Genomic DNA, 24,120 nt, shown 5'->3' on the forward strand with positions numbered 1-24,120 from the left:
ATTATCTGTAATCTTCCGGGCTTGGGCATGAACACATCAGGTTACGGTCGCCGTAAACGTCATCAATACGGGTTACCGTTGGCCAGAATTTGTTTTCTGCAACAAACTTCACCGGGAAGGCAGCATATTGACGCTCGTAAGCGCGATCCCATGCTGGGTCGAAGATATCTTCCATACTGTGTGGCGCGAAGGCTAATGGGTTGTTATCAACAGTCCATTCGCCTGCTTCAACTTTGGCAATTTCCGCACGGATGGTGATCATCGCTTCAATAAACTTATCTAGCTCGGCTTTGCTTTCTGATTCTGTTGGTTCAATCATCAGCGTGCCCGCTACTGGGAAGCTCATCGTCGGTGAATGATAACCGAAGTCCATTAAGCGTTTAGCGATGTCCATTTCGGTAATTCCGCTGGCTTCTTTTAGTGGCCGAATGTCGATAATACATTCGTGCGCCACGTGGCCTTTAGTACCTACATACAACACCGGGAAGTGTGGGTTTAATTTCTTGGCGACGTAGTTAGCGGTTAAAATTGCGTACTCGGTAGCTTGTTTTAAACCTTCACTGCCCATCATGGCAATGTACATCCAGCTGATTGGCAGAATACCCGCGCTACCAAAAGGTGCTGCCGCTACCGCACCGTTGCTACTGCCGGTGTTGTCAATTTTTACAATACTGTGATTCGGTAAGAACGGTGCTAAATGGCTTTTCACACCGATAGGCCCCATACCCGGGCCGCCACCACCGTGTGGAATACAGAAGGTTTTGTGCAGGTTTAAATGCGATACGTCTGAACCGATAAAGCCAGGGGAGGTTAAACCGACTTGCGCGTTCATATTGGCACCGTCCATGTAAACTTGGCCACCATAAGAGTGGACCACGTCACAAAGCTCAGCGATGGTTTCTTCAAATACACCGTGTGTTGACGGGTACGTCACCATGATGGCGGCTAAACGCTCGCCCACTTCTGCCGCTTTCGCTTTTAAATCAGCCATATCGATGTTGCCTGATTTATCACAATCTACCAGTACGACTTCGTAACTGGTCATGGCTGCTGTCGCTGGGTTAGTACCGTGCGCCGATACTGGGATTAAACAGATATTACGGTGACCTTCGCCACGGCTTTCGTGATACTTACGAATAGCGACCATACCGGCGTATTCGCCTTGCGCACCCGAGTTTGGCTGCATCGATATATCATCATAACCAGTGATGTTAACTAACCAACGACCCAACTCACCGATCATCTCGTAGTAACCTTCAGCTTGATCGCGCGGTACAAACGGGTGTAAAGAGGCAAATTCTGGCCACGTAATCGGGATCATCTCAGCGGTAGCATTAAGCTTCATGGTGCAAGAACCTAGGCTGATCATTGAATGGTTCAGAGCTAAGTCTTTGTTTTCTAATTTTTTGATATAACGCAGCATTTCTGTTTCAGAGTGATACTGGTTAAATACCGGGTGCGTTAATACCGCACTAGTACGTGCTAAATCGGCAGGGATAGAAGTTGAACCCTCAGCCACAATAGCAGCATCTAAGGCTTGTACATCCAAACCATGACCATTACCTAATACGATATCGAACAGCTCAGCAATATCAGCGGCTTTGGTGGCTTCGTTAAAGCTCACGGCTAAACAATCGGCCATGTCCGTGCGTAAGTTTACACCCGCAGCTAAAGCACGAGCGATAACGGCAGCACGATCCGCAACGGTAAAACTTACTGTATCGAACCAGTGGTTATTAACTAACTGAACACCCTTAGCTTTAACACCGGCAGCGAAGATATCGGCACTGCGATGGATACGCTCAGCTATGTCTTTTAAACCTTGTGGACCATGATATACCGCATAGAACGACGCCATATTGGCCAGTAATACTTGGGCGGTACAGATGTTTGAGTTGGCTTTTTCGCGGCGAATATGTTGCTCGCGTGTTTGCATGGCCATACGCAGTGCTTGATTGCCACGGCGATCTTTTGATACACCGATAATGCGACCTGGCATAGAGCGTTTATAGGCATCGCGGGTGGCAAAGAAAGCGGCGTGTGGGCCGCCGTAGCACATAGGCACACCAAAACGTTGCATAGAACCTAGCACCACGTCAGCACCTAATTCACCTGGTGCTTTTAACAGCATTAATGCCATAGGATCAGTAGCAACGGCAACCACCGCTTTTTTCGCCTGAATAGCAGCAATTAAAGCGCGGTCATCACGAATATCGCCGCGCGTATTGGGGTACTGTAGCAAAGCTCCAAACACCTCTAATTCTGTCGCTTCGCTAGCGTTACCAACGATAATTTCAAAACCAAACATTTCCGCGCGGGTTTTTACCACGTCGATAGTTTGTGGATGTACGTCGTCAGCAATAAAGTAAGTATTAGATTTGCTCTTAGAAACACGCTTGGCTAACGCCATGGCTTCTGCTGCGGCAGTGGCCTCATCTAACAATGAAGCGCTGGCTAATTCCATACCCGTTAAATCTAACGATAACTGCTGGAAATTTAATAGAGACTCTAAACGCCCTTGAGCAATTTCAGGCTGGTAAGGTGTATAAGCCGTGTACCAACCCGGGTTCTCTAAAACATTACGCAGAATAACGTTTGGCGTTAATGTCGGGTGATAACCCATACCAATGTATGATTTATACATTTTGTTTTTAGACGCAGCGGCTTTCAAAAAGCTTAAAGCATCGGCTTCAGTGCGGCTGTCACCAATAGATAACGGCTCAGGTAAGCGGATGCTCTCTGGCACGGTTTCAGCAATTAACTGCTCTAGGCTGTCAACGCCCAGTTCTTGCAGCATGGCTGCCGTTTCGGCACTGTCTGGGCCGATATGGCGCTGAATAAATTCATCGTGTTTGGCAAGTTGCGTCAGGGTTTTAACAGCGGTATGGGTCATGCTTAATTCCTGGTATTGGTGCAGCGGTTAACACAGCGGGCGCGAAGCAGTTAAGGTATAAGCTGCTACGCCAGCTGATATAAAAAATGCGAGTGTGCGAACTAGGTTGCTTACGCAGTGTAAGCTCAAATAGATTAATCAAAATAAGCACAGCACACTTTGCGGTTTTCGCTATCAGCCGTTTTTCTTTACCGGCGCTGTCATTAATAATGGACAGCCGCAAGCGGAAGATTAAACAACCAAAACAGCGTCATAATGAAATCAATACTGTATTGGTTGGTAGCCAACAGCTAAAACAGCCGATATTACTCTTCGATAGCGCTCTGGTAACCCGCAGCGTCTAACAAACTGGCTAATTGGGCTTCGTCAGCAATCTTAATTTTAAACATCCAACCCTCAGCGTATGGGCTGCTGTTTACCAATTCTGGTGAGTCCGCTAAGGCTTCGTTAACTGCAATCACTTCACCAGCTACGGGGGCGTAAATGTCAGAAGCGGCTTTAACCGATTCAGCAACAGCGCAATCGCCGCCTTGTTCTACAGTGTCACCCACTTCTGGTAATTCAACAAACACCATATCGCCTAACAGATCTTGAGCATGCTCAGTAATACCTACAGTGTAAACACCGTCACCGTCTGCTCGCAGCCATTCGTGACTAGATGCATATTTTAAATTCGCAGGGATGTTGCTCATGTTATTTTCCTTAGCTGTTTTATGTTGTAGTTCGGTGTAAATTAGCGCGCAGTTTGCGGCTTAAACCAGTTTTTTTCCTGCGCGGACAAAGGCCGGCTTGATCACTTTAACCGCAACCATTTTGCCACGAATATCCACTTCAGCCGTATCGGTAGTCGCAGCCGGTACGCGCGCCATCGCAATACTAAAACCTAGTGTAGGTGAAAAAGTACCTGAAGTAATCACGCCCTCGCCTGCTGGCGTAACTACACGCTGACCATGGCGTAACACGCCTTTTTGTTCCATCACTAAACCCACCAGCTTCTCAGTACCTGCCGCTTTAGCTTGCGTAAGCGCCGCACGACCAATAAAGTCACGCTCAGCCGGTTCCCAGGCGATAGTCCAACCCATGTTAGCGGCTAATGGCGATACGCTTTCATCCATGTCTTGCCCATATAAGTTCATGCCGGCTTCTAAACGTAACGTATCACGTGCACCTAAACCACAGGGTTTTACACCCGCATCCACTAAACGCTGCCATAAATCGGCGGCTTGCTCGTTTGGCAGGGCAATTTCATAACCGTCTTCGCCAGTGTAACCGGTGGTCGCAATAAATAAATCGCCTGCTTGCACACCAAAGAAGGGCTTCATGCCGGCAACGGCAGCCAGTTGGCTGTCATTTAATAAAGTGGCTACTTTAGCTTTAGCATTTGGGCCTTGTACGGCAATCATCGCGAATTCTGGACGCTCTGTAACCATCACGTCGAAGGCTTTAGCTTGCGCATTGATGTGCGCCAGATCTTTTTCGCGGGTAGCCGAATTAACCACTAAACGGAAGAAGTCTTCTTGCAGGAAATACACGATTAAATCGTCAATCACACCACCGTCTGCATTCAACATACCGGTGTATAAGGCTTTACCTGGCACGGTTAATTTGGCGACATCATTGGCGACTAAATAACGCAGGAATTGACGCGTGTTGGCACCGGTTATGTCAACGATGGTCATGTGCGACACATCAAACATGCCAGCGTCTTGACGCACGGCGTGGTGTTCTTCGATCTGTGAGCCGTAGTTAATCGGCATATCCCAGCCAAAGAAATCGACCATCTTGGCACCGGCAGCGAGGTGGCTGGCGTGTAACACGGTTTTTTGAGCCATTATTTTTTTCCTACTTAGTGTGAGGGTCAGCAGCAGAAAAACCATCGCAGCAAAAGGCCTTAAATTTCAGCCTGTTACGCAACAACCCTGCAGCTTGGACTAAAAAATACTGCTGGATTATACCGCAAGGCCCCTTGGGTAAACAGCCCAATTTGGATTACTTTTTGTAATGAATCAAACCCACTTACCAAAAAATCTAAGGCGAAATTTATGACTAGTGTGAGATCCAAGCTCACTGAGCCGCCGTCCAAATGCGTGAGCCTGTTGCAGCTAGCGGCTTGTAGCGGGATTAAATAAACTATATTGCATTTGCTCAGATTGATTTAACCAACAATAAGCTCGTTGCAGTGTTAATTGATCAATCATCTAAAAATTTTAATGTGTTCTTAGATAGTAGCTATACAACGCTGCTTAATCGCTGTTCAAGTAATCCCATGAAATAAGTCGTTTAATGGGGTTAAATAAGTCGTTTAAAAGTTAAAGCCCACTTTAATAGTTGGCTCTTTGTTGTCAGCCTTAAACCACCTCCTCTGACAAATAACGAGGTTACCCTTTAGAAATAATGGGTTTCCTATTAGGAAAACACTCTTTCATTATCCTACTTGTAAAAAACACGACATGGATTGACCAACAATTCACGATACTTGAGATGCGCCAATTCTGGCACAAGGGTCTCGCTAAGCGATTACCGTTCTGGCTTTTATTCCCCTTAGAGCGAGCCGACTGAACATCGTTGGCCAAGGTTTTAAGAAAACGGGTGTTTGAGTGCGGCGACGGTAGCGCCGCGCGAGTTACGTTTTCGCCTTGGACAGCGCATGAGCAGTCGGGCTTTCGAGCGGAAGTGGGGTCGCATTTTCTTTGGATACTTTCTTTTGGCGACGCAAAAGAAAGTATCTCGCCAACGGCGAAAAACTTTAAACTCTGAGAACTTGGGAGTGCTCGGTATCTGACACTGTAGGCTAGGTGCAATAAACCCAGCTTGATACTGCTGGGTTTAGAGCAGCGATTAACTACTCATCTTTGGTCTTTTTACTCTTTTTCAGCACTTCCTGCCGTTCCCGCTCATACTCTTCGTAAGTGAGAGGGATACTCCGCATACACTCATCATATTGGCTGACCGGTAATTGCTGACATTGCTGCTTTTTATTAAGCTGCAAATTCTGATAGATCGCTTTATTACTGCAACCAGCGAGCGTAAACAGCAATAGCAGTGAAGTAAGTCGTGTTATAGATTGCTGCATTGGCTTTACTACCTTCTTTTTTAAACAAGCTAAACTCACCGTTATTGTCTAAGTTGATAACCTGACTAAAACAATTTTCAATTCAAATTAAGCTTACTGCTGAACGCTAAATTAGCAATCGTTTTTAATGTCGATCTTCTAGCGAAATTCACGCTAAGGTAAAAAGAAATTAAAATAACACCAATACCAAATTACATCTGCCTAAAACGCCTTGCACAAGCCAGAGCCAGCAGCATTGACATTAACAACAACGCACCAAGATGACTGAACCAGCTAAACCCTAGATCTTGCGCAATGACTTTTAAACCTAACTGCGACAAATGAAAACTGGGCCATAACCAAGCAAGTTGTTGTAGCCAATCAGGAAACAGAAATAACGGCAGCCACAACCCCGATAAAAACGCCATGGGCAAATAAATAAGGTTAACCACACCCGGTGCAGCCTTATCAGACAGGCTTAAACCTAATAATAGCCCCAGCAAGGCAAAAGGCAGCGTGCCTACTAATATCGTTATCGCTAATAACAGCCATTGCCCGTCACTTAACACCACGCCGCCAAGCCCAGCACCTGTGCTAAATAACAACGCTAAAATCACCACAGAAAATACCAAACTAGTACTTAGCTTACCCAACAAATAGGCACTAAACGGCATAGGTGATAATTGCTTGAGCGTTAGCCAGCCGTGGGCGCGATCGCTGGCGATCCCGGCGGCAAAATTAAACATGGCCGGGCCCATAACACCGAAGCAGCTGTAAGTCACTAGCAGGTAATCCGCCCCGCCGCCACTTCGAAAAAACACACCAAAAAACAAGTAAAACATCAATGGAAAAGCCAGAGCCGGCAACACAAAAGCCGGTGTACGCAAAATACTGAGTAAATCGTAACGGGCTTCTTTGTAATACAAAGTTAAACTGCTCATAGCGCCTCCTGTGTATGGGTGAGTTGTAAAAAGGCTTGCTCTAAAGCCACGGATTTTATTTCTAAATTACCAACACTGGCATCAGCTTGTAACAACGCCAGCACAGTTCGTTCAACCGCCTGGCTCACAATACAAAAACGTTCATGCTGTTGTTCCAGCTTCAGTACGCCTGGCAGAGCTAACAGCTGCGCTTTAGTTAAGGCGCTGGTGCAGAAAATCTGTTTGCCACTGATTTGCGCGGTAAGTTGTGCTGGACTACCGAGCGCAATGATCTTACCGCACTGCAACACGGCTATACGATCAGCTAAGCGCTCGGCTTCTTCTAAATAATGCGTGGTTAAAACCACGGCTACGCCTGCCGCTTTTAATGAAGCAATTTGCTGCCACAGTGCACGCCTGGCTTCTACATCCATGCCTAAAGTAGGCTCATCCAAAAACAGTAAATCGGGTTTACCCGCTAGCGCCAGCGCAAACAGCAAGCGTTGCTTTTGCCCACCTGATAAACGGCTAAAACGCTGATCCGCTTGTTCGGTTAAGCCGGAGATAGCTAACAACTCCGTCACGGTTTTACTGTTCGTGTAATAACTGCTGAATAAATCACATTGCTCGGCCACCGTTAAGTTGGCGCTGGCCGAACCAATTTGCATCATGACACCTAGCCGCTGCTTCACCGCAGCCTCGCGGGTATTGGATTGTTGCAGCTCGCTAAATAAGCTAATACTGCCACTGTCTGTGCGAAGTAACCCTAAAATGGCAGCAATAAGGGTGGTTTTACCCGCACCATTTGGCCCTAAAATGGCTAATACTTCCCCTGCTGCCACCTCAAGACTTACCCCTTGCAAAGCATGGGTTCGCCCATAGCGTTTATAAAGATGATTAACCTGTAACACGGGTTGAGAAGCTAACGTCATATAACCTCCTACTGCGCCGCTAAAAATTGCTGAATTTGCTGGTTAAGCCACACCGGCGCATCCGCCATGACAAAATGCTTAGACTCGTAAGCAAAAGCAAAGCGGTGAAATTGCGTTGGTGCATTTGCTAACTGTGCTTGATAATTTGCTTTTACTTGCTCGGCAGTACTATAGGGCGCTCCATTTTGCAGTGCTCCGATAGTAAGCACGGGCACCTTAATATTGACTAGCTGTGGCCGCAAATCGGCCTGCATGAGCTCGGCAAATACCCGACCAGAGGTTTGCCCATCTGAACGAAACATGTCTTTAACAATACGCTGCTGCCAATCCTGGCTTGTAGCCATACTTTTTGCCATTGCCATTGGGTCAAAACCACCGTTAATAGGTACGGTGTTTTCGCTTGTTGCTGCACTGCTCATCTGCTTCGCAAAAAGTGCGCCCAGAGCCGGTAGGCCATCAACATTGACCACGCCGCCAATTTCTGATGGTGCAGTTACCGCTAATGCCAGCGCTAAATAACCGCCTAGCGAATGCCCAACAACGATAGGTTTATGAAGTTGCTGTTCGCGGATGTAACGTAATAACGCTTGCTGTTGCAGCGCAAGGTAACCATCACCCCACTGCTGGGAGGGGATGGGTTTTACCCCAGCAAAGCCGGCTAAAGTCAAAATATGCAACTGATAATTGGCCTTAAGTGCTTCCACCGTGCTTTGCCAAACCTCGCCAGATGACGCCAGCCCTGGAATTAAAATAATCGCTGGCCCCTGCCCAATCACCTTTGCCTCAAAACAAGCGCAAGCTTGCTGCGCTTTAGCCGGCAGCGTGTTGGGTGTAACGGCTTGCTTTGCTTGAATAGGTAAGCTGAGCAAACTGCCAGCCAAACCTAAAGCCAGAACCCAATGACAGAGCGTGGTGTTTAATGGTTTCATCGTATGTACCTCATCAATTTTTAGGTGTGCGTTGTTGATGAGGTCAGTGTAGGAAATGGCAACAAACTGCACAGGTAACGCTTGTCAGCAATAATGGGTGACAAATGCCATCGCGTAATATGACCTTTGTCACTGGCGTTGCCTACCGCTTCCTGATTAGACTAAACCATCAGAATAATTAGGAGAAGCCAATGGCACTTGATGAAAAGTTAGAGAGTAAACTTAGTTGGATTTACCTGATTAATCTGGTGTTTTACATTATCCCGCTTTTTACGGTGCGCTTTGCACTTTGGCAATACCTTAGTATGGCACTGGCATTGCTGCTGTTTTTAGCTTGTTATTTTGCTGCCTATCGCTGCAAACGGCAGCAATTACACTGGCCAATAACCGGTATAGTACTCATTGCGAGCCTGATAACCCCTATTAACGCCGGCTCCATTGCTATGTTTGCTTATGCCGGCTTTTTTATTGGTTATGCCTACGCGTTAAAACCTTATCTGCTGCTAATGAGTATGTTGGTAGCGCTTTTGGTGGTGTTGGATATCAGCTTAGGCATTGCATGGCCGCTATTTTTGATTATGGGTGTGCCCATCGTGTTGGCGGTAAGCCTACTTGGCCGCGCCGAACAAGCCAAACTGCGGCACCGCCTGGCCGAACATAAAAGCGAAGACGAAATTAAACAACTTGCTGCCATGGTCGAGCGCGAACGCATTGGTCGTGATTTACACGACATTCTTGGTCACACCTTATCCAGTATTGTTTTAAAAGCCGATTTAGCCGAAAAGTTGCTATCGCATCAAAAAACGACTGAAGCGCAGCAACATCTTATGGAGTTAAGCCAGATCGCCCGCGATGCCTTAAGCCAGGTTAGGCAAAGCGTGTCAGGGTATAAGCATCAGGGCTTAGCCGCAGAAATCACTAAATTATTGGCACGCCTGCGCGATGCAGGCTGTAAAGCCGAACTGGTTGGCACGATCCCGGTGCTGGATAAACGACATGAAACCACCATGCTACTGGCCTTAACTGAGCTAGTAACCAATGTCATGCGCCACAGTAAAGCCGATCGCTGTCAAATCAGCTTTAGCCAACAATCTGATTGCCTTAAAGTAGAAGTGACAGACAACGGCACAGCCAGCAATCTTAAGGAAGGCAATGGCTTACAGGGGCTACGTCAGCGTTTAGCCGCGGTGGGCGCCAGCTTACTTTTGCAACAACACGAGGGCGTAACGGCTTTAATTGAGCTGCCGCTTAGGAAGAACAACGTATGAATATTTTACTGGCTGAAGATCAGGCCATGGTACGCACGGCATTGGCCACCTTGCTGCAACTGGAAGCTGACTATTCGGTAACCGAAGCTGCTGACGGCAATACCGCGCTGGCACTGTTAAAAAAACAAAGGTTTGATTTGCTGTTAAGCGATATAGAAATGCCAGGTCATACCGGGATTGAACTAGCGCAATATGTTCAACAACAAAAATTAGCTACCAAAGTCGTGATTATTACTACCTTTGGTCGTGCTGGCTATGTGAAGCGCGCTATTGACGCAGGCGTGGGTGGTTTTTTATTGAAAGACGCGCCGGTCGCAGAATTGGTCAGCGCTATATCGCAAGTGATGGCAGGCAAACGGGTCATAGACAGTGAATTGTTGTTAAACTCGTTAGGCGATCAAGATCCGTTGAGCGAAAAAGAGCGCCAAGCTTTGCGCTTAGCGACTGAGGGGCTAAGCACCAGTGAGATTGCCGCAGCATTGTATATCGCCGAAGGCACTGCCCGTAATTACTTATCTGAAGCCATTAGTAAACTGAACGCCAGTAACCGTATTGATGCAGCGCGCATTGCGCGACATAAAGGGTGGTTGTAATAAGGTTATCACGCAAAACTTACAGGCGGGATGCAGTCTGACACTGCTAAAGACAACAAAACTCAAAAGGTCATAAGTTAAGCCATTACACGCGGTATCATTGGCCGCGTGTTTAAATGAATCTTGGTTAAAATGACTAAAAACCCTTAAAGCATGGGACGAAACTTAGCCGCATCAATTATCGACCATAAGTGCGCTATGGCAGCGACAATAGCCGGGATCACTAACCAAAAGGTGGCATAACCCACAGCACAAATAACAAAAAACACGATAGCCGCTAAAATACGGCCTTGGACCAGCTGCCCTAACCCGGGGATAAACACATTACACAAGGCGGCGATAACGTTGCCACCTGAGCCCTGACCTGCCATAACGTACTCCTGACGAATGATTTTTACTGTTGTTGAATTTATTGTTTTAACGCTGCCACAAACTGTTCGCTTTGTTTAATTGCGGTATTCATTTCAGCAATCAGTTGGTTAATGTCTTTTTGAATAGAATTAAACTCACCTTTTAACGCCCCAATCGCTTTGGCGTTTAGGTTATGCTTTAAATAAAGGGTGTTATCTTGCAGTGACGCCAGCACAGGCTGCATGCTGTCTTCGGCGCGGCGCATGGTTTTAAGTAAACTGGTGTATTGGCGTTTCGTGGCGGCCAGCTTACTCGCACTGTCGCGTTTCAATTTGTCGTTGCCATAAAGCTCCAGCTCATCTTGCCACTCGTCAAATAAGGCATCGGCTACCGATTCGATACTGTCAATGCGGCCACTTACCTCTGCAGCGGCTTTGCTACAGGCCTGAAACTCGCTATCGGTCGCTTCATACATACGCTGTAAGTCGCCACCATCGAACTTTATTAAGCTGCTGAACTGTTCTAGCGCTGACTTAAACTGTTGCTGCGCCTCTTGCTGTGATTGCTGCGCTTCTTCTACTCGATCAACTAAAATATCACGCTTATGCACGCCAACCTTTTCCATCGCCGAATAATAGGCACTTTGACAGCCCGTTAAAGTAAAGAAAATGGGCAAAATTAACCATAGATAACGCATAAGATCAGTCCTTTGCAAAAACCAGACATCTGATAATAACCACTAAACGTGATTTGAACAAATCTTAAGTTTGCTTCCTTTGGCATAACGCTTTTAATTTCCCCCAGTAAGTGAAAGAAAAAGGTCAATAAACAGCTGTTTTAGGCTATAGTTTAATTCTGAGAACAACAATTTAAACAGCGGGATGGATTTATGTTAAAAAAGGTAAGCTTTTTAGCTCTTTTTTTATTCGCGATGACCAGTTATTCGGCTAATGCATTACTCATAAAAGTTGATTTTACCTCTACCTCGACTGATATGTGGGGAAACACCACATCTGCATTTGACGTGACTCAAGCAGGATTCGCAGCAAGCACCTTTAATTCATTAACGGATGCCATCATGACAGCCGTTCGAAATGATTTTTACAATAGTAGTCTTTATGGCTTTATCAGCAACGATAAACAATTAAATATTGATTTTATAAAAGCAGCTGTCACTGACGATGTATCCGCTATCGATCCGAACCACTATACTATTCAAGTGGGTTCTCGTCTTTCTGGCCCATACAATGGGCTCGGCGTAGCATGTTATACCTGTGTTTCTCGCTCAACAATTGCGCCAAACACTATTTTTGGGTCTATTTTTTCCAATAACATTTTTTCTGCCCTTACCATTAGTGCAGGTTTCAGTTGGGATACTAACGAAGCCGTTAATGCGATTGCAGGAACCTTATCACATGAAATTGGGCATGGCTTAGGATTAGCTCATCCAACGCTAGCGCAACCTAACCCAGGCGAATCGGCATGGGGTTTAATGGCCACTGGCGCGGCCCCTTCTAATATGCCTAATATCGAAAGGTTAAAAGATAGAGCCTTTAGCTATGAGAATATGGAAATTTTAGTCAATAACTTAGGTGAAAGATCAGCAGCGGTATCAGAACCCCCTGCAATAATCTTGTTTTTATCTGCCTGCTTAATGCTGTTTTTCCAATTAAGAAAGAAAAATAATCAAGCTAGTTTAATGGGTTAATCACCACATCACTTGGGCTATTTAATTTAAATAGCCCTGTTTCCTTTTCTTTAGTAAGAAACCAAGTACCTTTCATACCTACCTCAACGTTAATATCTTGGCTATTCAACATCCCATAAGGCCAATAATAACCCACTGACACTAATATAAATTCAGCGTTCGAATTGCCTTTGCTGATATTTTGAATTGCAAGAATAGCGACCTTTCGCTCGTACAAATCTTCTGAAAACTTTAGCGGTACTAAACTAACAACCTTAGCACTCACAATTAAAACAGCCTGCTGTTCGCGCTCTTCGATTGTTAGATAAAGCTCATCAGCGGCACTATTCCCGTTAAATAAAATAATAACAAAAAGTAGTGTTCTCAATAGGTAAGGTACTTTCATTAATTCTCTCGTATGAATTTTATGCTTAAGCGCTATCAATAAGAGCTCTGCGAGCTTAATTTGATAGCAAAACTGCATAACACATTAAAATAATTTAGTTTTTCTCAGAGCAGAAAATAGCGAGCTTTGGAAGTTAATTTAAACGGCTTCACTAACCATCTGCCACCCATCAAACGTTGAAAGCACCCTTAAACTTTGGCGTAACGCCTTTAACTTCCCAACACAGCGGCATATCCGTTTTAAAACGTGTTGTGGCTTCACAATACCATTTTTAAGCCCTTCCCCCGTGAGGGGTATTAGCAAAGCGCCAACGCATTGCGATTAACACTAACAACCAAAGTGCCGACAGATTACTGCTACCGCCGCCTGAACTGCTGTTACTTCCGGTGTTGCCACCCGATGCTGGAGCACTAGAGGCGTTAATAGTGACGCTGACACTATTATTCGTGCCAATCACTTGGTTGTTGCCCGTTAAGCGCACGGTAAAAGTTTCAGCAGGTTCGGCAAGCAAATCGGCTGTGGCCGCAACATTAATGGTTTTACTCAGCTCACCATTGGCAAACACCACTTCACGGTTTATTGGGGTAAAATCGTCAGCAGTGGCACTGCCAGCTTCAGCCAACACCGTAACGCTAATTTGACCGTCTGCACCATTTGTACGATTAAGCGTTAAATTGGCATTCTGGCCTTCGGATAATTGCAACGTGTTTTGTGAAAAGTTAATCACACCGGGATTACCCATGTCATCTGAGGTGATCGTCACGGTTTGCGATGTGGCATTGCTGGCAATACTGACGCCATAAGGATGGATCAGCTCTACGACGAACACCTCATCTTGCTCAAACACCGTATCTTGGAAGGTTGCTACACTCACTTGGCTTGTGGTGTTGCTGCCATCAAAGTAGACACTTTGAAGCGTAGACTGAAAATCGGTGAGATCGGCAGTCGCTTTGCGCGTAATTAACTGCACAACATCACCTAAGGCGGCGCCTGACCAGTTGACTTCAACGATTAACGTTTGCCCTTCGTTAATCACCGCACTTGGCAAAGATAAGGCAACAGTGCCTGAAGCGGCTTTAGCGGGTTTATTGTTAGCAAAGGGCCGCTGACGATTAGGAATAAGACTGACAATGGCTTCTTTATAAGCTCGTGCGGCATCCGCTTCTTCATTTACCCCACAGGCTACGCCTTGGCTGTTGCTTACTAAAGGCGATGAAAAAAACCCTTCGCTGCGATTACCATTAGCACTTTTCATAATACTGTCAAAGTTACCACAGGTGCTACCACGAGCGAATGGCGCAGCTAAAAGCGTGCGCTCAGCCGTGGTGTAGCTGTTATAACTTTCGGTATCATGAATAAAACCATCGTTGTGTCCTAGCTCGTGCGCTAAGGTACGGTCGGCTAAACCGAGCCCAACCGGAGAGACCCAAGAGTATTTACCGCTTACTTCAGCCAAACCAATAGAGGCAACAATATCAGGGTAATAGCGGTTAAGTGCCACGACATAAGAGGTATCGTAGTAAAAACTAAAATCATAGGTTCTGTTGAAATATACACTGCGCAAATTATTAAGCCGTTCTTCCCGCTCAGCTTTATCGTCATAAGCTAAATCTGTGGGTATCACCACTACCCCCGCTATTCTGCGGCGTAATGGAATATCTTGGCGTCGAAAACTGTCGTTATTAATCTTCACCGCCCCTTCAACATAAGCAAGCAGCTGCTCAACATCATTTTGAAAGTAATCCAGCATGTCGTTTGAGTAGAAAAACACCACATCATGCACCAAAGCTTCAGATTCTAAATGTGTTAGCGCCGGATAGGTAAAGCCGTTTGACTGCAAAAACTGTGTTGGCGCATTAATATCAAGTGTGCGATCGGGATAAGACTCGGCAAAAGCCATGACCGACGATAGCGCTAATACCGAAAAACTGAGGGGTTTTAGCATAAAATACGGCTCCTAAGTTGTTTATTCACAAAAGGAAACGTGGCCGCTCAGCGAACCTGCTCCTTAACAGATGCGTTATACTCAACTCGTACAACTATGCCGTTTATTCAAGGCGACGGCTCAAGCCTATTTATAAAACGCTACCACCTACTGCATCGGATCAAACAAAGAATGACCAACAGCCATTTGAGCGATAAAGCAAGAGCGTAGCTATGATGAAATCTCGGCAGAGAATTAAAAAATAAAGTATAGCTCATCGCACGAGCAAAAGGCGTTAATCGTGTTTTTAGCGCGGCAACTATAGAGAGCGCTTGGCATAACCAAACCTTTAATCGGTATAGATATGCTTAGGCAACACAAAGGTTTTATGCTTATGGCTGAGTGGCCGCAAACTGACATCAACAGTACTTCTGCACAGCAGTATCAATATAGTGGGGGATATTTTGAGACGAGCGAATGACTCTCGGGACAAAACAGAAAGTTTAAAAATGGCAGTCTTGGTGGCATCAGTAGCAAAAACGACTGGGAGCTAACGGCAGGCATCAGCAGGTTCAACCTGACACAAGAACAAAGCCGCGCCTCAGTATATTCTTTTGGTTTACGTTATTACCCCAGTAAAAACATTAAGCTGATAGCGAATATCTTAAACGCTAAGTCTATCAAAAAAACTAAAGCGCTGGGCTTTGGTAACGCCATTTCGTTACGAGCCCAGCTAAACTTTTAAAGCAGCACACGTTCTTGAATTGTGCTTGAGCTCAGCATTTTCTTTCAAAGGCCCATCAGTTTTAAAGAGATTTGCTATTAACAATTCAACTTTCAAGACCTTCCCAAGTAAGTGCAAGCACCTCACCACATCAGTATTGTTTGCATTTTGCAGGGTATCAACTGTCGATTTGCTTGATTAATTTTGCAACATGTTCAATTTTTTGAACCGTATCTTTAACTAATACCTTAATTTCATTAGATGAATCTTTTGAGTTCCCCGCCAAGTTTCTTACTTCATCGGCAACAACGGCGAAACCACGCCCTACCTCACCAGCACGAGCCGCTTCAATTGCTGCATTTAAAGCCAATAGATTGGTTTGCTCAGAAATACCATTGATAGTAGCAACAATATTACTGATGGTTTGACTGGTTTTAACCAAGCTCTCCATAGAAACTTGTGTTTCATTAACAGCTCTTTTGCGGATACTGACATCTATAGCAAAAAAGACCAAACGCCCTATCTCACCCGAAAAACTGCGTAATACACACATCCGTGCATCAAATGCTTTAAAGTTACTGCCATGACCTACTTCAACTAGTTTCGAAACGTAACCTTCTTTTTCAAGTGAGGCTTGTTCTTCTTGGCTTAACGCTTTAAAAACATGTGGTGCAAATTCTGACACTGACATTAGGCCTTTTAATGTGTCAGTGAGTAAATGATTTGCCTCAATCAATTCACCTTGTGGCGTAATCTCCATAATACAAAGCGCTTCACCAATTGCATCAAGCCTATTGGTAAAATCCAACGCCATTTGTTTCACTTTAGTAATATCAGCCTGAACGGCGATAAAATTCACTAACACGCCATCGATGATTACCGGGTTAATCGATAATGACGTCCAGTATGGCTTACCATCTTTTCTATAATTCAAAACTTCATCGTAAAATGGCGTGCGTTCGCGCAAGTGCTTTCTAATGGTGTTGATAGTCTCTGGATTGGTTTCTTTACCTTGCAAAACCTTTCCAGGTTTTTTGCCTTTCACTTCCGCTAAGGTATAACCAGTCAATCGCACAAAGCCATTGTTAACGTATTCAATGAGGCCATCAGCATCACTGATAATTACCGCATTATCTGTCTCATTTGCGACAAGAGACAACATTCGCTGCATCTCTCTTTTCTCAACTTCTTCGGTTACATCACGTAAAAAAGCGGTATATAACGTGCGCCCACCCAATTTGACTCGCGACAGGGATAAACTTCCCCATAAAGTGCTGCCATCTTTACGAAAAATTTCTACTTCTCGGCTCGTGCCAACAATTTTATCCTGACCCGTTTTTCGGTTAGCGTTTACAAAATCATCATGTCTAGATTGAATGGCTTGCGGCACCAACATTTTGACGTTTTGCCCAAGAACTTCAGCACGTTGATATCCCCACAACTTTTCAGCAGCAGAATTATAAAAAGTAATATTATTGTTCTCATCAATTGACACAACAGCGTCTAAGGCTTGTTCAAGTATTTGCTCGACCGTGAGACGAGCCTCACGCTCGGCACTGACATCTCTAACAAAAGCGGTGTAATGTTTTTTACCACCGACCATCACTTGTGACAAAGAAAGCTGAACCCAAATCCGCTTACCGGCTTTTGTTTCTAGCTCGACTTCTCGCGAGCTACCCACAATTTTATTTTGGTCTGTGGTGCGATGATGATTTACGTAAGAATCATGGTTTGATTTATGTTCTTGCGGGACTAATATTCTGATGTTTTTGCCCAGCACTTCGTTTGGTTCATAGCCCCAAAGCTTCTGTGCAGCCGCATTATAAAAAGTAATATTATTTTTCTCGTCAATGGTCACAATAGCAATAATGGCTTGCTTTAACGCTTGTTCTGCAGCTGAGGTTGTAAAATTAAACATATGATTATCCTAAGCACTGAAATAATACGATAGTTAAATTTAAGGTGTAGAAAAAACAATTTATCAAGGGCAAAATAATTTGAACATTTTTAGTTTAGCAGCTGTTACTAAAAGGGGATGAAAATAATGCTTAGGCTAATTAGTCAGTTATAACAACAAGGCTTTATAGCCGACTGACATAGCATCAGGCCTTAAATTTTGCCTTAATGCAGCACTTTTTTTCATATACCATCTGTTCTATAAGTTTTTGCTTTGACACCATTCAACGTTTAAAACCTAACCTTATCAACGTTATCAAGCGAAAAAGCAAAACCTGTGCAGCTTTATCAGTTTAGCTGCACAGGTAAAAGCCCATCCGTTACTCAAATTGCTCCGCATGCTCTAGCTCGGTTTTCAAGCGCTTGTTTTCATCGGCTCTTGGTTTGGCAAAACGTGCTAAGGCTAGGTACAACACCGGTGTCAAATACAGCGTGAATAACACCGCAATGCCTAAACCACCAAAGACCACCCAGCCAATGGCGTTGCGCGCTTCAGCGCCCGCGCCGGTAGATAAAATCAAGGGTAACGCACCCAATAAAGTAGAAAGCAGCGTCATGGTGATGGGGCGTAAGCGAATACTGGCCGCACGCTCTACCGCTTGGCGCACATTAAGACCTTGGTCACGCAACTGATCAGCAAACTCAACCAACAAAATGGCATTTTTCGCTAATAAGCCAATCAGCATCACCAAGCCTATTTGCGAGTAAATGTTGATCGAGGTGCCGGTTAAAAACAGCGCGAATAACGCTGCGGCAATACCAAAGGGAACCGTAGCCATGACCACTACGGCACTATTCACACTTTCAAACTGCGCGGCTAATACCAACAACACGATGACAAAAGCCAGCACATAGGTCATGGTGACTTCGCGGGCCGTTTCCTCGAACGTTTGTGCTTCACCTAAAAAGATTAAGCCAATATTATCAGGTAAATGTTGCTCCGCCAGCTCACGCAACTGCGCTACCGCTTCTTGCAGCGGTAATTCTGGCGGTAATTCCAGATCAAGTTCAATCGCACGACGCTGCGCTTGGCGTTCAAGTTCAGCGGCAACGCCCTCTTCAGAAATAGAAGCCAAGCTTGATAACGGCACTAAGCCACCATCCCGAGAACCCACATATAAATTCGCCAGATCAGAAGGGTCGTTAATTTTCGAAGTTTGCGCTTGCAAGATAATCGGTACAGCTTGATCGCCAACATTTAAGTCGGCTAAGTCATCGCCATTAATCGCTACTCTTAAGGTGGTAGCGATATCGGATAACGGCACACCTAATTCTTGCGCCCGACGTCGGTCAATGTTCACTCTAAGCTGAGGCTGGGTCGGTTGATACGAAATACGTGGCATACCAAGTTCGGGGATTTGCTGCTGGATCACATTAGCAAAAGCCTGGGCTGCAGCAAATATTTCACTGTAGCTTTGCCCAGTTAAAGCCAATTCCAGCCCACCGCCTTGGCCACGTAAATTCAAACTGTTTGAACCAAAAGCCCGCGCTGGCGCACCCGGTATCGCAGCCAATGGCCCACGGATCTCATTAATAATCTCTTGTTGTGAGCGCTTACGCTCATCCCAGTGTTTTAATGGCACCGTAATAAAGGTGAGGTTTGGATCCCACTGGCCGACAACCGTATAAATAGAGTCAATATCACCGCCGTTGACATAAGGCAGCAAAATATCCTCCATTTTATCCGCTTGACGATCCATAAAATTCAAGCCCACACCATCAGGGCCACGGGCAAAAACACGGATACTACCGCGATCTTCTGTGGGAAGCAGCTCGTTATCCAGCACACTAACAACACTCAGTGCGGCTGTTGCAGCAAGCACGCTGGCTAAAAATACCCACCATGCCTTATCTAAGGCAAAATGTAAGGTGCGTTGATAACCCTGCAAAATTTTGTTACCGAACGTCGCTAAACGCGATTGACCGCCTGATTTAATTGGCAACCTCGCAGTTAGTGCGGGCACCAGTGATAACGCCACAAAAGACGAAATAATCACTGCGATAGCCAAAACACCACCAAACTCGCGGAATAACTGACCAGCGGTAGAAGGTAAAAAGGCAATGGGCACAAACACCGCAACGAGAACCGCCGTGGTCGCAACCACAGCAAAGAATACTTCACGCGTGCCAATAACTGCCGCTGCCCGCGCGCCCAAACCCATAGCTCGGCGCCGCTGAATGTTTTCGGTTACCACGATGGCATCGTCCACAATTAAACCCGTGGCCAAAACAAGTGCAAGCAAGGTTAAGATATTAATTGAAAAACCCATTAACCAAATGGCCGCTAAAGCACCAATCAGCGACACAGGGATCGACAAAGCCGGAACGATGGTGGCACGGCCAGAGCCGATAAACAGCCACAAGGTGGCAATAACCATTAAGATGGTCAGCACCAAAGAGGTCAACACTTCTTTCACCGAGCTGCGGATAAACTCGGCATCATCTGAGGTCACTTGTAACTCTAAATCAGGGAAGCGGTTTTCCAGTTGCTTCACCATGGCTAACACTTCGTCTGAGATCTCAATAGTATTGGAGCGAGCCTGTCGGATCACCCCTAACCCAATCACCGGTTTACCATCTAGCCGAACTAAACTGCCTGCATCTGCCGGGCCAAAATACACGGTGGCCACATCGCCAATTCGGGTGTTACCACTGACAATAATATCGGCAATTTGCTCTGCGGTAATCGACGTAGCATCTGCGCGAACAATTAGCTGCTGATCGGTGGATTTCATGCTGCCCGCAGGCACATCAAAAGGCGCTAAGCGCAGTGCTGCAGCCACGTCAGTAACCGATAAATTAAAACTGGTTAAACGCAGTGGGTCGAGTAAAACGCGCAGCACGCGTTCGCGGTCGCCATTTAAGCGTACGTCAGCCACACCAGGAATGCTTAAAAACATCGGTGCTAAATCCGTTTCAACGCGTTCGGTTAAGCTTTCCAGATCCAAGGTTTTACTCGACACGGCTAAACTCACCACCGACTCCGCATCATTATCCGCTTTGATAATGGCTAAACGCTCCACACCATTCGGTAATTCGCGCTGCACCCGACTGACGGCTTCACGCGTTTCATTGGCGGCGTCATCTAAATTAGTACCGGGTCTAAACTCAACGCGAATACGAGAGCTGCCCTCTTCGCTTGATGCATTTATAGATTTAACACCACTGACCCGTGCCACTGCCCCTTCTAGTTTACTGGTGACTTCGGTATCCACGGTTTCTGGCGAACCGCCAGGGTAAGCGGCCGTTACGGACACTATTGGTCTGTCGACATCAGGTAATTCTCGTACCTCTATGGCATTCAACGCCGCTAAACCCGCGATGATAATCAGCAGATTTAACACCACAATTAACACGGGACGGCGGATCGATAACGACGGTAAATCGTTCTGGATATTCGGCTGGCTCATAAGACACTATCCTCGGTAGCAACAGCAGTTACTGCCTGGTCATTGCGTAAGCTCTGCACGCCTTCAACAATCAGCATATCACCGGCGTTTAAGGCACCCGCGACTAATAAACGGCCGCTGAGTCGCTGTATAATTTGTACATCAACCCGCACCGCTTTGTTATCTTGCATGAGCCAAACATAAGCGCTGGTTGCCCCCCACAGTAGCGCGGCTTCTGGCACCACGGCATAGCTATCACCCTTCAACTCTAAAATCACTCGAAAGCTCATACCTGGCCGATACTGGTCTTGGGCGTTATCAAGCAGGGCTCTGGCACGAATGCTACGATTGGCGGTATCGATACGTGAATCCACTTGGCTGATTACCGCCGCTATCGTTTCACCTTGCGATAACCAAGGCTGTAACGACACCGAACCCTGTGCCGATAAAATGGGTAAGGCGGCTTCTGGCGCCACAAAATTAACCAGTAATTGTTCACGATTATCTAAAGTGGTGATCGGAGTTTGCAAGGTGATGCGATCACCCGCTTCGACATCCGTAAGCCCTACTACGCCGCTAAAGGGTGCGCGTACCGTTCGATCTTCAAGATTGGTTTTGGCTTCGGCCATTTGTACTTTTAATAAGTCGCGGTTAGTAATAGCGTCATCTAAATCACTTTGCGCGATAGCGCCGCGCTGGCGACTTTCTTGTAAACGGTTAACGGTGCGCTCGGCATCCGCTAATTGGATTGTGACACGATCCACGGCGACTTGTTGCCGGCGATCGTCTAATTGCAGCAACACATCACCCTGCTCAACTAACTGTCCGGGTAAAAAATTTACTGCGGTGACTTTATCGGCAACAGCAGGATAAATCACCACTGAGCGCACGGCCTCGGCTGTACCCACCGCTTCGATGCGGCTGCTTTGCTGCTCGAAACTCAATGGCATAACAATAACTTGTGCAGCCTGCCCTCCCCTAGCTTGCTGTGCCTGTGCCGGGCTAAAAAAGACAATAGCCAAACTGACTATGATTAGCCGAAAAAGTGTCATGTGAAGTCCTTTGCATAATTAAGTTAACGCAAACGATACGCACTTTTTAACGGTGATGATCAAAAAAGGCTGTTTATACGCGATAAACAGCCCTTTTGAGGAGATAGCTGGTCAGTATGGTAATACTGGCTTAGCTCGCTTTGACTTGAGCAATCCAATTGTTGACGCGTTTCTCCAGCACCGCTAGCGGCAAGGCACCGCCACCAAGCACGGTGTCATGGAAAGCGCGAATGTCGAAACGCTCACCCAGTTGCTGCTGCGCGTGGCTACGTAATTCCAGTATTTTGATCATGCCAATTTTATAGGCGGTCGCTTGCCCAGGCCACACAATATAACGTCGAACTTCTGATCGCACCGCTTCGTTGGCTATCGGAGTTTTTGCTAAGAAGTATTCAATAGCCTCCTGCTCAGTCCAGCCTTTACTATGTAAACCGGTATCTACCACTAAACGCACTGCGCGCCATATCTCGGTAATTAAACGGCCAAAATCTGAATACGGGTTTTCATAAGCGCCCATTTCTTTCGCTAACAATTCTGAATACAGCGCCCAACCTTCGACATAAGCCGTAAAACCGGTTTGGGTGCGGAAAGTCGGCACCGAGGTGAGCTCTTGTGCAATGGAGATTTGCATATGGTGGCCAGGGCTACCCTCATGATACGCGATGGCTTCCATTTCGTTTTTTGGCATGGCGCGCATATCAGATAAATGCGCGTAGTAAATACCCGGTCTTGCACCATCGGGCGTGCCAGGAAAATAATGCTGCGCTGCGCCTGGCTGCTCACGAAATGCCTCTACCCGTTTCACGACCAATCCTGCCTTGGGTAAAATGCCAAAATACTCAGGTAATTTTTCTTCAATAAAAGCCAAATATTGCCGTGAGTCTGCTAGGTAGCCTTCCCGCCCTTCATCGGTATTGGGATAGTAAAATTGATCGTCTGCTTTAATAAATTTGAAAAAGGCCGCCAGATCACCGTCAAACCCCACCTGATCTTTAATGGCAATCATCTCTTTCGTCAGGCGTTCAACTTCATCTAGGCCAATCTGATGAATTTGCTCAGCGGTTAACGAGGTAGTAGTGGAAACATTTAGCATGTAATCGTAATAAGCAACACCGTTTTCTTGCTTGCCCACACCCGTCGAAATCTCGTCGGTGTTGCTCACGTCCTCTGCTAACCATTGTTTTAATGCGGTATAAGCGGGTAAAAAATGCTGCTGCAGCGCCACTTTGGCATCATTGGTCAGTTGCTCGGCTTCTTTATCACTGAGTTTATCCGCGCTGGTCAGTGCGGCGATCTTCGCTTTCGCATCGCTCCACAATGGGATATCTTGCGGCGCATCGAGCAATGGCGCACCGGTGATCAAATTATCGATTTGCTCAATGATCCCTTCATAGGCAAAACGAGGCGCCCGAAAATCGTCCGCAGCATTCGCCTGGGTGCGCTCCAGTAATTGCATAATCGCTCGGCTGATGCCTTCGATACGCGACACATAGGCCTGCATATCTTCTTTGTTATCCACTTTGTGAAAATTAATCAGCATTTGTGGTAACAACGCATGCATACCTTGCATCTGGTTGAATACATAAGTGTTCTTGCGAAATTGCACGCCGTTTTTTGCTTGTTCGTACTGATAAACCCAGATGTCGTAAGAGGTTTGTGCTTCTAAATCAAGTTGGCTGTAATCAAAGCTGCTGGTCAGTTCTGCCACTGTAGCCGCTAACCAAGCCAATTGCGCCTCTTCTGCTGCGATTGAGACATCATCGACTTGGTTGTATAAGTCTTTGCGCCCCAACATGGTCAAACGTAATGGGCTTTGCTGTAACTGTTCTTCGTACTTTGTTTCAAACCACTGATTCAGTCGTGCTGTTTCAGAAATTTGTGGTTGTGCGGCAACGGTATCCACAGTTTGACTAGTTTGTGTAGTTGGCGCTTCGCCACAACCGGCCAGAAAAGCGGCTAAACCTAAAGCAATTAAAGACTTACGCATGGTTAAAATCCTTGTTGAGGAGCTGATGTCCTCTCAAGACTAACGCGTATAAGCCGG

Annotated in this window: 18 protein-coding genes and 1 pseudogene; 4 read left to right on the forward strand and 15 right to left on the reverse strand. The window is 46.1% G+C overall.

What is annotated here, in order from left to right; genetic code table 11:
• Position 1: 1 nt before the first annotated feature.
• The 7 genes from gcvP to ORJ01_RS02200 all read right to left on the reverse strand — a co-directional run bounded on the left by gcvP (position 2) and on the right by ORJ01_RS02200 (position 8,726).
• Positions 2-2,893 carry an aminomethyl-transferring glycine dehydrogenase gene (gene gcvP / locus ORJ01_RS02170; protein ID WP_306176822.1) on the reverse strand — a complete coding sequence of 964 codons (2,892 nt, stop codon included), beginning with the start codon at positions 2,891-2,893 and terminating at the stop codon, positions 2-4.
• A gap of 305 nt (positions 2,894-3,198) precedes the next feature.
• Positions 3,199-3,585 (reverse strand): glycine cleavage system protein GcvH, encoded by a 387-nt coding sequence (gene gcvH / locus ORJ01_RS02175; RefSeq protein WP_226750726.1) that lies wholly within the window; start codon positions 3,583-3,585, stop codon positions 3,199-3,201.
• 60 nt (positions 3,586-3,645) lie between these two features.
• Complete coding sequence (gene gcvT, locus ORJ01_RS02180; RefSeq protein WP_306176823.1) at positions 3,646-4,725, reverse strand: glycine cleavage system aminomethyltransferase GcvT; 1,080 nt, start codon at positions 4,723-4,725, stop codon at positions 3,646-3,648.
• Between the two features lie 1,010 nt (positions 4,726-5,735).
• Positions 5,736-5,966 carry a hypothetical protein gene (locus ORJ01_RS02185; protein WP_306176824.1) on the reverse strand — a complete coding sequence of 77 codons (231 nt, stop codon included), beginning with the start codon at positions 5,964-5,966 and terminating at the stop codon, positions 5,736-5,738.
• A gap of 191 nt (positions 5,967-6,157) precedes the next feature.
• On the reverse strand, positions 6,158-6,886 hold the full coding sequence (locus ORJ01_RS02190) for an ABC transporter permease (RefSeq protein ID WP_306176825.1): 729 nt from the start codon (positions 6,884-6,886) through the stop codon (positions 6,158-6,160).
• Positions 6,883-7,797 (reverse strand): ABC transporter ATP-binding protein, encoded by a 915-nt coding sequence (locus ORJ01_RS02195; RefSeq protein WP_306176826.1) that lies wholly within the window; start codon positions 7,795-7,797, stop codon positions 6,883-6,885. The genes ORJ01_RS02190 and ORJ01_RS02195 overlap by 4 nt, the downstream gene beginning before the upstream one ends.
• An 8-nt stretch (positions 7,798-7,805) precedes the next feature.
• Positions 7,806-8,726, reverse strand: coding sequence for an alpha/beta fold hydrolase (locus ORJ01_RS02200; protein ID WP_306176827.1), 921 nt, complete (start codon positions 8,724-8,726; stop codon positions 7,806-7,808).
• Positions 8,727-8,917: 191 nt separating this feature from the next.
• Here ORJ01_RS02200 and ORJ01_RS02205 point away from each other — a divergent pair, with 191 nt between their 5' ends.
• Both ORJ01_RS02205 and ORJ01_RS02210 read left to right on the forward strand, forming a co-directional pair.
• The gene (locus ORJ01_RS02205; protein ID WP_306176828.1) at positions 8,918-9,994 is read left to right on the forward strand and encodes a sensor histidine kinase; all 1,077 of its coding nucleotides are present in this window, start codon (positions 8,918-8,920) and stop codon (positions 9,992-9,994) included.
• Positions 9,991-10,587 (forward strand): DNA-binding response regulator, encoded by a 597-nt coding sequence (locus tag ORJ01_RS02210; protein WP_226749938.1) that lies wholly within the window; start codon positions 9,991-9,993, stop codon positions 10,585-10,587. Before ORJ01_RS02205 ends, ORJ01_RS02210 begins: the two co-directional genes overlap by 4 nt.
• Before the next feature lie 146 nt (positions 10,588-10,733).
• On the opposite strand, the gene ORJ01_RS02215 is transcribed toward ORJ01_RS02210, so the two are convergent.
• Positions 10,734-10,958: a hypothetical protein gene (locus ORJ01_RS02215; protein ID WP_226749937.1), complete on the reverse strand. Its 225-nt coding sequence runs from the start codon at positions 10,956-10,958 to the stop codon at positions 10,734-10,736.
• 38 nt (positions 10,959-10,996) lie between these two features.
• The gene (locus ORJ01_RS02220; RefSeq protein WP_306176829.1) at positions 10,997-11,635 is read right to left on the reverse strand and encodes a DUF2959 domain-containing protein; all 639 of its coding nucleotides are present in this window, start codon (positions 11,633-11,635) and stop codon (positions 10,997-10,999) included.
• A gap of 192 nt (positions 11,636-11,827) precedes the next feature.
• Between ORJ01_RS02220 and ORJ01_RS02225 the strand changes: the two genes are divergently transcribed.
• A complete protein-coding gene (locus ORJ01_RS02225; RefSeq protein ID WP_306176830.1) occupies positions 11,828-12,646 on the forward strand; it encodes a zinc-dependent metalloprotease family protein in 819 nt (272 codons plus the stop codon).
• Here ORJ01_RS02225 and ORJ01_RS02230 read toward each other — a convergent pair.
• A complete protein-coding gene (locus tag ORJ01_RS02230) occupies positions 12,630-13,031 on the reverse strand; it encodes a hypothetical protein (RefSeq protein ID WP_306176831.1) in 402 nt (133 codons plus the stop codon). The genes ORJ01_RS02225 and ORJ01_RS02230 overlap by 17 nt on opposite strands.
• A 271-nt stretch (positions 13,032-13,302) precedes the next feature.
• Positions 13,303-14,976 (reverse strand): Calx-beta domain-containing protein, encoded by a 1,674-nt coding sequence (locus ORJ01_RS02235; RefSeq protein ID WP_306176832.1) that lies wholly within the window; start codon positions 14,974-14,976, stop codon positions 13,303-13,305.
• 484 nt (positions 14,977-15,460) lie between these two features.
• On the opposite strand from ORJ01_RS02235, the pseudogene ORJ01_RS16180 reads away from it, so the two are divergent.
• A pseudogene (locus tag ORJ01_RS16180) lies at positions 15,461-15,700 on the forward strand (porin); the annotation flags it as partial.
• 157 nt (positions 15,701-15,857) lie between these two features.
• Here the strand turns inward: ORJ01_RS16180 and ORJ01_RS02240 are convergent.
• From ORJ01_RS02240 to ORJ01_RS02255, 4 genes are all read right to left on the reverse strand, one after another.
• Positions 15,858-17,597, reverse strand: a complete 1,740-nt coding sequence (locus tag ORJ01_RS02240) for a PAS domain S-box protein (protein WP_306176833.1) — start codon at positions 17,595-17,597, stop codon at positions 15,858-15,860.
• A gap of 358 nt (positions 17,598-17,955) precedes the next feature.
• The gene (locus ORJ01_RS02245; protein WP_306176834.1) at positions 17,956-21,045 is read right to left on the reverse strand and encodes an efflux RND transporter permease subunit; all 3,090 of its coding nucleotides are present in this window, start codon (positions 21,043-21,045) and stop codon (positions 17,956-17,958) included.
• Complete coding sequence (locus ORJ01_RS02250) at positions 21,042-22,076, reverse strand: efflux RND transporter periplasmic adaptor subunit (RefSeq protein ID WP_306176835.1); 1,035 nt, start codon at positions 22,074-22,076, stop codon at positions 21,042-21,044. The genes ORJ01_RS02245 and ORJ01_RS02250 overlap by 4 nt, the downstream gene beginning before the upstream one ends.
• Before the next feature lie 130 nt (positions 22,077-22,206).
• Complete coding sequence (locus ORJ01_RS02255) at positions 22,207-24,063, reverse strand: DUF885 family protein (RefSeq protein WP_306176836.1); 1,857 nt, start codon at positions 24,061-24,063, stop codon at positions 22,207-22,209.
• Positions 24,064-24,120 lie beyond the last annotated feature (57 nt).

It is taken from the genome of Alishewanella sp. SMS8 (assembly GCF_030737935.1).
In the GTDB taxonomy this organism is placed as follows: Bacteria; Pseudomonadota; Gammaproteobacteria; order Enterobacterales; family Alteromonadaceae; genus Alishewanella; species Alishewanella maricola.

Excerpts from the sequence above, each read along its gene's own strand:
- gcvP (WP_306176822.1), bottom strand. The coding sequence starts at position 2,893 with ATGACCCATACCGCTGTTAAAACCCTGACGCAACTTGCCAAACACGAT.
- gcvH (WP_226750726.1), bottom strand. The coding sequence starts at position 3,585 with ATGAGCAACATCCCTGCGAATTTAAAATATGCATCTAGTCACGAATGG.
- gcvT (WP_306176823.1), bottom strand. The coding sequence starts at position 4,725 with ATGGCTCAAAAAACCGTGTTACACGCCAGCCACCTCGCTGCCGGTGCC.
- ORJ01_RS02185 (WP_306176824.1), bottom strand. The coding sequence starts at position 5,966 with ATGCAGCAATCTATAACACGACTTACTTCACTGCTATTGCTGTTTACG.
- ORJ01_RS02190 (WP_306176825.1), bottom strand. The coding sequence starts at position 6,886 with ATGAGCAGTTTAACTTTGTATTACAAAGAAGCCCGTTACGATTTACTC.
- ORJ01_RS02195 (WP_306176826.1), bottom strand. The coding sequence starts at position 7,797 with ATGACGTTAGCTTCTCAACCCGTGTTACAGGTTAATCATCTTTATAAA.
- ORJ01_RS02200 (WP_306176827.1), bottom strand. The coding sequence starts at position 8,726 with ATGAAACCATTAAACACCACGCTCTGTCATTGGGTTCTGGCTTTAGGT.
- ORJ01_RS02205 (WP_306176828.1), top strand. The coding sequence starts at position 8,918 with ATGGCACTTGATGAAAAGTTAGAGAGTAAACTTAGTTGGATTTACCTG.
- ORJ01_RS02210 (WP_226749938.1), top strand. The coding sequence starts at position 9,991 with ATGAATATTTTACTGGCTGAAGATCAGGCCATGGTACGCACGGCATTG.
- ORJ01_RS02215 (WP_226749937.1), bottom strand. The coding sequence starts at position 10,958 with ATGGCAGGTCAGGGCTCAGGTGGCAACGTTATCGCCGCCTTGTGTAAT.
- ORJ01_RS02220 (WP_306176829.1), bottom strand. The coding sequence starts at position 11,635 with ATGCGTTATCTATGGTTAATTTTGCCCATTTTCTTTACTTTAACGGGC.
- ORJ01_RS02225 (WP_306176830.1), top strand. The coding sequence starts at position 11,828 with ATGTTAAAAAAGGTAAGCTTTTTAGCTCTTTTTTTATTCGCGATGACC.
- ORJ01_RS02230 (WP_306176831.1), bottom strand. The coding sequence starts at position 13,031 with ATGAAAGTACCTTACCTATTGAGAACACTACTTTTTGTTATTATTTTA.
- ORJ01_RS02235 (WP_306176832.1), bottom strand. The coding sequence starts at position 14,976 with ATGCTAAAACCCCTCAGTTTTTCGGTATTAGCGCTATCGTCGGTCATG.
- ORJ01_RS02240 (WP_306176833.1), bottom strand. The coding sequence starts at position 17,597 with ATGTTTAATTTTACAACCTCAGCTGCAGAACAAGCGTTAAAGCAAGCC.
- ORJ01_RS02245 (WP_306176834.1), bottom strand. The coding sequence starts at position 21,045 with ATGAGCCAGCCGAATATCCAGAACGATTTACCGTCGTTATCGATCCGC.
- ORJ01_RS02250 (WP_306176835.1), bottom strand. The coding sequence starts at position 22,076 with ATGACACTTTTTCGGCTAATCATAGTCAGTTTGGCTATTGTCTTTTTT.
- ORJ01_RS02255 (WP_306176836.1), bottom strand. The coding sequence starts at position 24,063 with ATGCGTAAGTCTTTAATTGCTTTAGGTTTAGCCGCTTTTCTGGCCGGT.